An 8,022-nucleotide genomic window follows, 5' to 3' on the forward strand; every position below is an offset into this window, starting at 1 on the left:
ACCATAGGTTTAACTTTATCTTTTCTCTTTTTGAAGTTCTCGATGGCAAGGTCAATAAGTTTTTCTACAATTTTATCCGTTTCCGAAGGATCGTAGGGGAGCTTATGCTGAAGTCCGGGGATATCAATAATGGTGCTGATGGAGACCAGTGTAGCCTGATATTTTTCCGCATACATATCGATAGCCGGAGGTGAGCAGTTTTCCTCCATAGCAAAGACATCAACTGTTCCCGTGGCCAGGAGCGGCTCGATTGCCAACCAGTTGCCCATTAATCCCACAAAGACGTCATCCACCGCAAAACGCTGAAGAAGCTCTTGTCCCGTCTCAATAGAGCCGACCACCCGCAACCCTTTTGCTCCCGCGGCTTTTGCTTTTTCTTGAACATCGGCAGAGCGTGCTCTCTCAATGGTGGCCGCACCAATCCAGGGTTGATGACCGTTAAAGACAACATTGACATAATCCGGGCACATAATTCCTAAGTCCACTTCGACTTCATGGGGCATGGGAGTTCCATAAAGAATATCCTGCACCATTTCCAGGCCGATTTGGGAGTTATAAATGGTAGCCAGCCCTAAGCGGAGGGCTTTAATCGCCAAAGAAGCATAGTTGCCATCCACATTGGTCAAGCAGCTTGCCACGCAGTTTTGCTCCTCGTGGACTGTTCCGGAAGGATAGATATTAAGATCACGCCAGACTTGCTTCCTTTTTTTAGGGGCAAAAGCTTCTACCATCAAGTTAGTCTCTTCTACCCCGATTCTTTGTTGGTTTTCCAAGAGATCAGCCAACCGGATGGCCATCTGATTAATATCCTGGTTAGTATCAATTCCTAACTTTTCGCACATCCATTTTAGTTTTTCCGGTTCCTTAATTTTAAAAGGAGTTTTCCCTTCCGCAGTGGCTTTTAAGGTCCGAAAAGCTTCATAAGCATGATGACTATATGTACCCGCACCCATAATATTTTGCAGAAGAAATTTTCTCATGGCCATGGCATCAGGGCCTATCCCACAGACCCCACGCCCCTGCTCTTCTTTATCAGTGATTCGGCAAGGACCGTTAGAGCATTGTTGGCAGCTTCGGCCCTGGAGACAAAATTTACAGCGGATTTTTTCCTGGGCCGCATAACGATCGAAAACATTGGACATCCCATCTTCCCGGATTCGCTTAAGCATTTCCTCCACAGAATCGTGGTAACTTACCCGTCCTTCGTTTCTTTCCAGAATCGATTCAGTCATTAGCTTCACTCCTTATTCTTTGACCGGTTCTAAAGGAAAAGACCATTCAACAAAGAGTTTGCTCGCTTTGCCTTGTGAATATGTATCCCTATACAATTCCTAGTAGGATTATCATAGTTTAAATTAGATTTTTTAAAAAATGCAAAAATAATGTATACTTATACATTCCAGACTTATAAAGAGTTAGGCAATATGTTAAGATGTGTACTATAATAGTTGCCTTTTAGATTGAAAAAGAAAATTTGAGGAGAGTGATGTTTTTGTGATTGCTGTCTCGGTCGTCTTCTATATGGTCATGATGTTGGCCATCGGGTATTATTCCTACAAGAGGACCACGAATCTGTCGGATTATATGATTGGGGGTCGTACTCTTGGCCCCGCTGTTACCGCTTTAAGCGCTGGGGCTTCCGATATGAGCGGCTGGCTGATGATGGGACTCCCCGGAGCCATGTTTGCTGCCGGGATAAGCTCTGCCTGGATCGTTGTCGGGCTTACTATCGGTGCTTATTTCAACTGGCTTTATGTTGCACCACGTTTACGCTCCTATACTGTGATTGCTAGTGATTCAATCACGATTCCTTCCTTCCTCGGTCATCGTTTTCATGATACTTCCCATGTCATTCGCTTGGTTTCCGCACTTGTAATTATTACTTTCTTTACTTTTTATGTCTCCTCCGGTTTGGTTTCCGGTGCCGTTCTCTTTAATACAACTTTTGGTTTGGATTATCATACAGGCCTTTGGTTAATCCTAGCGGTTATTGTTGGTTATACCCTTATCGGTGGATTCCTGGCAGTTAGTTTTACGGACTTTGTTCAAGGTTTGATCATGGTCACAGCCTTAATTATGGTGCCTATTGTAACCATTTGGCATAGTGGCGGCCTTGGTGCCAGCTTCGACACTATTCGCTCCATCGACCCGGCACTCTTAGATATCTTTAAGGGAACTACAACCATCGGCATCATTTCCCTATTGGCCTGGGGCTTGGGTTATTTCGGCCAACCCCATATCATCGTGCGTTTTATGGCTATTTCCTCCGTCAGTGAGATTAACAAATCCCGTAAAATCGGCATGAGCTGGATGATCTTTTCCGAAGTTGGGGCCATGTTCACCGGTCTGGTTGGAATCGCCTATTTTGCAACTCATGGGCTAACCCTCGCAGACCCGGAAAGGATATTTATCGAGCTGGGCAAGATTCTTTTTCACCCGATTATTACCGGGTTCCTAATTTCCGCAATCCTTGCCGCAATCATGAGTACAATCTCCTCTCAACTCCTGGTAACCTCTAGTTCCCTTACCGAAGATATCTATCGTATTTTGTTCCGTCGTTCTGCTAACGATAAGGAACTTGTTTTGGTCAGCCGTCTTTGTGTATTATTGGTAGCTCTTCTGGCAACTTATCTAGCTTGGACCCAAAATGACACCATTCTCAACCTGGTAGGTTATGCCTGGGCAGGTTTCGGTTCCGCCTTTGGTCCGGTTATTATCTTGAGCCTCTATTGGAAGCGCATGACCAAGTGGGGGGCACTGGCCGGCATGATTATGGGTTCCCTAACCGTTATCCTCTGGAAGCAATTTCTTGCTGCCAGCACCTCTTTGTATGAAATGATTCCCGGTTTTGCCGTAGGACTACTTTCTATTGTCGTTATCAGTCTCCTCACCTCTGAGCCACCTAAAGAGGTTCAAGATGAATTTGAAAAATCTGCAGCAGAGACAAGAAGCAAGTAAGAAGAAATATCCTTCACAAACTTCACCATTATCGCCGATGCATTCATTACTCCACACCATTAAGAATATTTTCTTCAGTGAAAAGCAAAGCCTGGCTTAAAAAAAGATCCGCTACTCTAGGTGACTAGTTTACCTGAGTAATCGGATCTTTCTTTATTGTTTTCCATATACAATATGAGCCAAAGGTATTAGCTATTTTCCTCGATGATATTACGAGCAATCTTTACCCCGCAGGCTTCCGCTTGTGCAAGGCCGCGGGTGATTCCCGCTCCGTCCCCACCTGCATAAAGTCCGGCTATCTCAGTCTCGAAATTGCTTTTCAACTTGGGACGAGAGGAGTAGAATTTAGCTTCTACACCATAAAGCAAGGTGTGCTCGGAGGCAATGCCGGGAGTTACCTTATCCAAAGCTTCAATCATCTCAATGACGCTTTTCATGGTGGAATATGGAAGCACCAAACCTAGATTTCCCGGAACAGCTTCTTTCAAGGTAGGTTCTACAAAGCTTTCCTTAACCCGCTTTTCTGTAGAACGGCGTCCCTTCATGATATCCCCAAAAGTCTGAACCAAGACACTGCCATTAGACAAATCGTTGGCCAATCGGGAAATGTTCTTGGCATATTCGGTGGGCTTATTGAAGGGGTAAGAGAAGTTATGAGAAACCAAGAGCGCAAAGTTGGTATTATTGCTGCCGAGATTCTTGTCGCGGTAAGCATGGCCATTGGCTAGCATGACTCCGGTATGATTCTCAATAACCACGTGGCCGGAAGGGTTGCTACAGAAACTTCTAACCGTTGTACCTACGGAAGTCCGATAGAGGAATTTCCCTTCGTAAAGGTTCTCATTAATATCTTCCATGATGGTATCGAGGGTTTCCACCCGGACCCCCACATCCACCTGATTGCTGCTCATTTCCAGATTGTAATTCTTTAGGACATCTTTAAACCATTCTGAACCATCCCGGCCAGGAACAACTACTACCCTAGGTGCATAGTATTCCTCTCCCTTACCGGTGCGAATTCCTGTGACTCGCAGGTTACCTTCTACTTCATCGGTCATAATATCGGCGACTTCTGTTTCAAACACCATATCGATTTTACCCTTAAGGAACTCATAGATGTCCTTAAGAATTTCCAAATTCAATTCCGTTCCCAGATGACGCACTTGGGCCCGAAGTAATTTCAAACCGGCACCCAAGGCTTTCTTTTCAATTTCCTTTACAGCCGGTGTGCCCGGGTCGGTGAGTGCGGTAATAGCTCCATGTTTTAAGTTAATCCCATCCACATATTTTATAAGATTTAACACCTCGGAAGAAGGCAGATACTCGGTGAGCCATCCACCAAACTCTGTAGTGATATTGAATTTCCCATCAGAATAAGCTCCGGCACCGCCAAAACCATTGGTAATCGAGCAGGCCGGAGTACAGCTGGCGAACTCTCTTTGTTTATTAGGCGGCGGACATTTGGAAAGGGTCTTTTTTAATATGGGGCAACTGCGTTTATAGATATCCCGTCCCTTTTCGATTAAAAGTACCGAACATTCAGGAGCTTTAGTAGCCAATTCATAACCAGCAAAAATACCGGCGGGACCTGCCCCAACAATGATCACATCATACTTTTTCAAGGCTCATTCCTCCTTAGCCAAAACTTAACAACAAACAAACCTTATCAACTATACCTTATGTTCTCAAAGAATTCAAGACTAAAATCCGAACATTTTCCCCCCAAATTTAGTTTTTTGTTTGCCTACCTAAATTTAGCATACCGAACACAATTTTCCACTAAGGGAATAACTGTTTTTATTGATATCGAACATCTATTCGCATATAATATATAAGGCAAGATACTTCACTGCGTTCAGTATGATATAGGAAACTACTTCAGGTGGAGTTTTGACTCCATCTGAAGTTAGTTGACTTATCCACCGAGTGGACACAACCCAGGTCATCCTGAGCATGTGCGAAGGATCTTTTGTTAAGGTAAGCTCTCTTCTTAGGTGGTGGTTAGGTTGAACAGGCATACTATCTTTCATATTGATGTGAACTCGGCGTATCTCTCTTGGGAAGCAACCTTTCGATTGCAGCAAGGAGATTCCCTGGATTTAAGGACGGTTCCTTCTGTGGTAGGAGGAGATCCTTTGACCCGTCACGGCATCGTCCTGGCCAAATCGATTCCTGCCAAGAAACACCATATCAAAACCGGGGAAACTTTATACTCAGCTCTCTCCAAATGTCCCCAACTTATTATCGCCAAGCCTAATTATCTACTCTTTCGCCAATGCAGCCAAGCTTTAGGCAACATCTTAAAAGAGTATTCTCCTTTAGTCCAACAATTTTCCGTGGATGAATATTTCCTGGATTTTACCTCCGTGGATCAACTCTTTGGTGACCCCCTGAAAACGGCCTACATAATCAAGGATCGGATTAAAAACGAATTGGGCTTTACAGTGAATATCGGCATTTCCACTAATAAACTGTTGGCAAAGATGGCTTCGGAATTGCAAAAGCCTGACCAAGTCCATACCTTATTTCCGGAGGAGATTCCCGAAAAAATGTGGCCCCTACCTATTGAAGAGCTATTTATGGTAGGAAGAGCAACCTCCCGCAAACTTCTTGACCGCAATATCAAAACGATCGGTGAGCTAGCGCACACCGACCCCTACATTCTAAGATCGATCTTAAAAAGCCACGGCACCCTAATTGGGAATTATGCCCGGGGGATTGAAAACTCGCCTGTGTGGCCCGGCGGTTGCGTGGAAGTTAAAGGTATGGGCAATTCTACTACCATGCCCTTCGATGTGGACAATCGCCAGGAAGCCCATCTGGTTCTGCTTTCTCTAGTGGAAACAGTCAGTGCCCGCTTGCGTCATGATCAATACTTTGCCCGGCTTGTAGCTATTTCCTTTCGGACCAACGAGTTTCTTAATTACTCCCACCAACGGAAAATTTCCCATGCCACCGACTGTACCAACGAAATTTGGGAAATTGCCTGTGAGCTCTTCGATGAATTATGGAAGGGCCAGCCTCTCCGACATATGGGAGTTCGGGTCTCCGAGCTTTGCCAAAATGACTTTTTTCAGCTTTCCCTCTTTGGGAAAGATTATGAGCAGGAGCGCAAAGTAGATCGGGCTGTTGATGCGATTCGCGAACGTTTTGGCTCCAATGCTATCATGCGGTCTTCTTATCTTCATTCCGGTCTCAAAGCCATGACCGGAGGGGTAATTGCTGAAGAAGAATATCCGATGATGACTAGTCTGCTATAAAGCTCCGGACAACAACATGTATCGTAAGAAGGCGGTCGCTTCATTGACGGTCATCGGCATGGGGGTCCGCCCTGGGAGGAAGAACTTTCGCACATGCTTAAGATGACACAATGATTGGTCTCTGTCATGCTGAGCGCAGCGAAGTATCTTGACCCCAAAAGATCCTTCAGTCGTTCCTCCTTCAGGATGACAACTCTAATAAAGAAGGAAGTGTTGAAAAGTGAAGGTTATCATGCAACCCATTGAGATGGTGGCTCGTTTCAATGAACATGGCATCCCCCGGCCGGTTAAATTCAAAGCTAGCTTCGAGGGAGTTCCCATTGTTATCTCCGTTGATAAAATCATTTTAAAAAATGAGGAAAAACTAGCCGGCAATCGCATGTTAATTTTTCGCTGCCAAAGCCTTATCAATGGACTGCTTAAAGTATTCGAACTAAAATACGAACTCAATACTTGTACATGGTTTTTGTACAAGATGTGATTCTTTACAGACTCCGGCCTATGCTTAGAGCTAAGGGACGAAGCTCCAAAGCCAGCTGGGCAAACTGTTCCGGGGTAAGGGACTGAAAACCATCGCTTTGGGCTTCGGGCGGATTGGGATGAACCTCGATCAGCAGTCCATCGGCCCCCACCGCTACAGCAGCCTTGGCTAAGGAAGGAATGATATCTACTCTGCCGGCGGCATGGCTGGGATCTACAATCACCGGCAGATGGGAAAGCACCTTGACCAAGCTCACCGCGCTAAGATCTAAAGTATTGCGGGTGCTGGGCTCAAAGGTGCGGATTCCCCGTTCACAAAGAATAACTTGAGAGTTCCCCCCGGCGAGGATATATTCTGCAGCCGCAAGCCATTCTTCCACCGTAGACGCAAGCCCTCGCTTAAGAATTACAGGCTTATCAAGCTCGCCCAAAAGCTTAAGCAGTTGGAAATTCTGCATATTGCGGGAACCTACCTGCAGGATATCCACTTTATCCAACAGTGCTTCAAGGCCATGTTCGCCCATTACCTCGGTTACGGTGAGCAACCCATATTCTGCTGCAGCCTCCACCAGGTACCCTATTCCTTCTTCCCCTAAGCCCTGGAAGCTGTAAGGTGAGGTGCGGGGCTTGTAGACTCCGCCCCTTAAGACCTTGCCGCCGGCCGCCTTTACCCCTTTGGCTGCCCTTAGCATCTGTTCTCTGGATTCCACCGCACAGGGACCCGCCATTAGCACGATTTCTTGAGCCCCGATGGCCGTAGCTCCTATCTTAATTACGCTTCGTTTATCCTGTAAAGCAACTAATGGCAAATCCATATCTTATCCTCCCGTATATAATAGTCCACGGCTGTCCCCTACTTAGGACGAAAGCCGTGGACTTTCGCATTACCACCCATTTTGGCCCATAGGCCCTCCGCAACAAACACAGGACTTCGCACCCCTATGCCTTTTGTTGGAAAATATATTTTTATTATTATAGCCAATAAATATAGGAAATACAAGGTCTTTGCTGAAGAGCATAGGAGCCTGAACTATTAAGCCTGATTGGCAGAGTAAATGCAACTGGATTAGAATAGGTGATTAGTTATTTTGGCAATTATTATTGAACAGGCAGTAAAGCAAAGCCGCTGGGATGTGCTTTTAAGTCGAAGGTTTCACTCATACCCCGCCAGGTTATGGTAAATATGTAAGTGTCTTCGGCAGCATTAAGTGCACCACCACTACTTCCACCCCCACCCAAACGGGCCAAGCCCTCCGAATTTAAGGAAAATCCCGTGCCACCCTGCGAACCATGAGGCTCTATAAGGGAATATTTAAACTCTCCG

At 45.6% G+C, this 8,022-nt stretch carries 6 protein-coding genes and 1 pseudogene; 3 read left to right on the forward strand and 4 right to left on the reverse strand.

The features are described from left to right. A partial coding sequence (gene cooS, locus AC1U9U_RS14155) for an anaerobic carbon-monoxide dehydrogenase catalytic subunit (protein ID WP_479961202.1) occupies positions 1–1,232 on the reverse strand: 1,232 nt, incomplete at its 3' end. 262 nt (positions 1,233–1,494) lie between these two features. Between cooS and putP the strand changes: the two genes are divergently transcribed. After that, complete coding sequence (gene putP / locus AC1U9U_RS14160) at positions 1,495–2,958, forward strand: sodium/proline symporter PutP (protein WP_479961203.1); 1,464 nt, start codon at positions 1,495–1,497, stop codon at positions 2,956–2,958. Between the two features lie 188 nt (positions 2,959–3,146). On the opposite strand, the gene AC1U9U_RS14165 is transcribed toward putP, so the two are convergent. Beyond that, positions 3,147–4,580 (reverse strand): NAD(P)/FAD-dependent oxidoreductase, encoded by a 1,434-nt coding sequence (locus tag AC1U9U_RS14165; protein ID WP_479961204.1) that lies wholly within the window; start codon positions 4,578–4,580, stop codon positions 3,147–3,149. A 384-nt stretch (positions 4,581–4,964) separates the two neighbouring features. Here AC1U9U_RS14165 and AC1U9U_RS14170 point away from each other — a divergent pair, with 384 nt between their 5' ends. Together AC1U9U_RS14170 and AC1U9U_RS14175 are read left to right on the forward strand one after the other, a co-directional pair. Next, positions 4,965–6,218 (forward strand): Y-family DNA polymerase, encoded by a 1,254-nt coding sequence (locus AC1U9U_RS14170; protein WP_479961205.1) that lies wholly within the window; start codon positions 4,965–4,967, stop codon positions 6,216–6,218. A gap of 220 nt (positions 6,219–6,438) precedes the next feature. Continuing rightward, positions 6,439–6,699: a hypothetical protein gene (locus AC1U9U_RS14175; RefSeq protein ID WP_479961206.1), complete on the forward strand. Its 261-nt coding sequence runs from the start codon at positions 6,439–6,441 to the stop codon at positions 6,697–6,699. A gap of 4 nt (positions 6,700–6,703) precedes the next feature. Here AC1U9U_RS14175 and aroF read toward each other — a convergent pair whose 3' ends face one another. Continuing rightward, a complete protein-coding gene (gene aroF, locus AC1U9U_RS14180) occupies positions 6,704–7,513 on the reverse strand; it encodes a 3-deoxy-7-phosphoheptulonate synthase (RefSeq protein WP_479961207.1) in 810 nt (269 codons plus the stop codon). 283 nt (positions 7,514–7,796) lie between these two features. Beyond that, a pseudogene (locus tag AC1U9U_RS14185) lies at positions 7,797–8,022 on the reverse strand (hypothetical protein); the annotation flags it as partial.

The sequence above is a fragment of the Desulfitobacterium sp. genome (genome assembly GCF_982384815.1).

Excerpts from the sequence above, each read along its gene's own strand:
- aroF (WP_479961207.1), bottom strand. The coding sequence starts at position 7,513 with ATGGATTTGCCATTAGTTGCTTTACAGGATAAACGAAGCGTAATTAAG.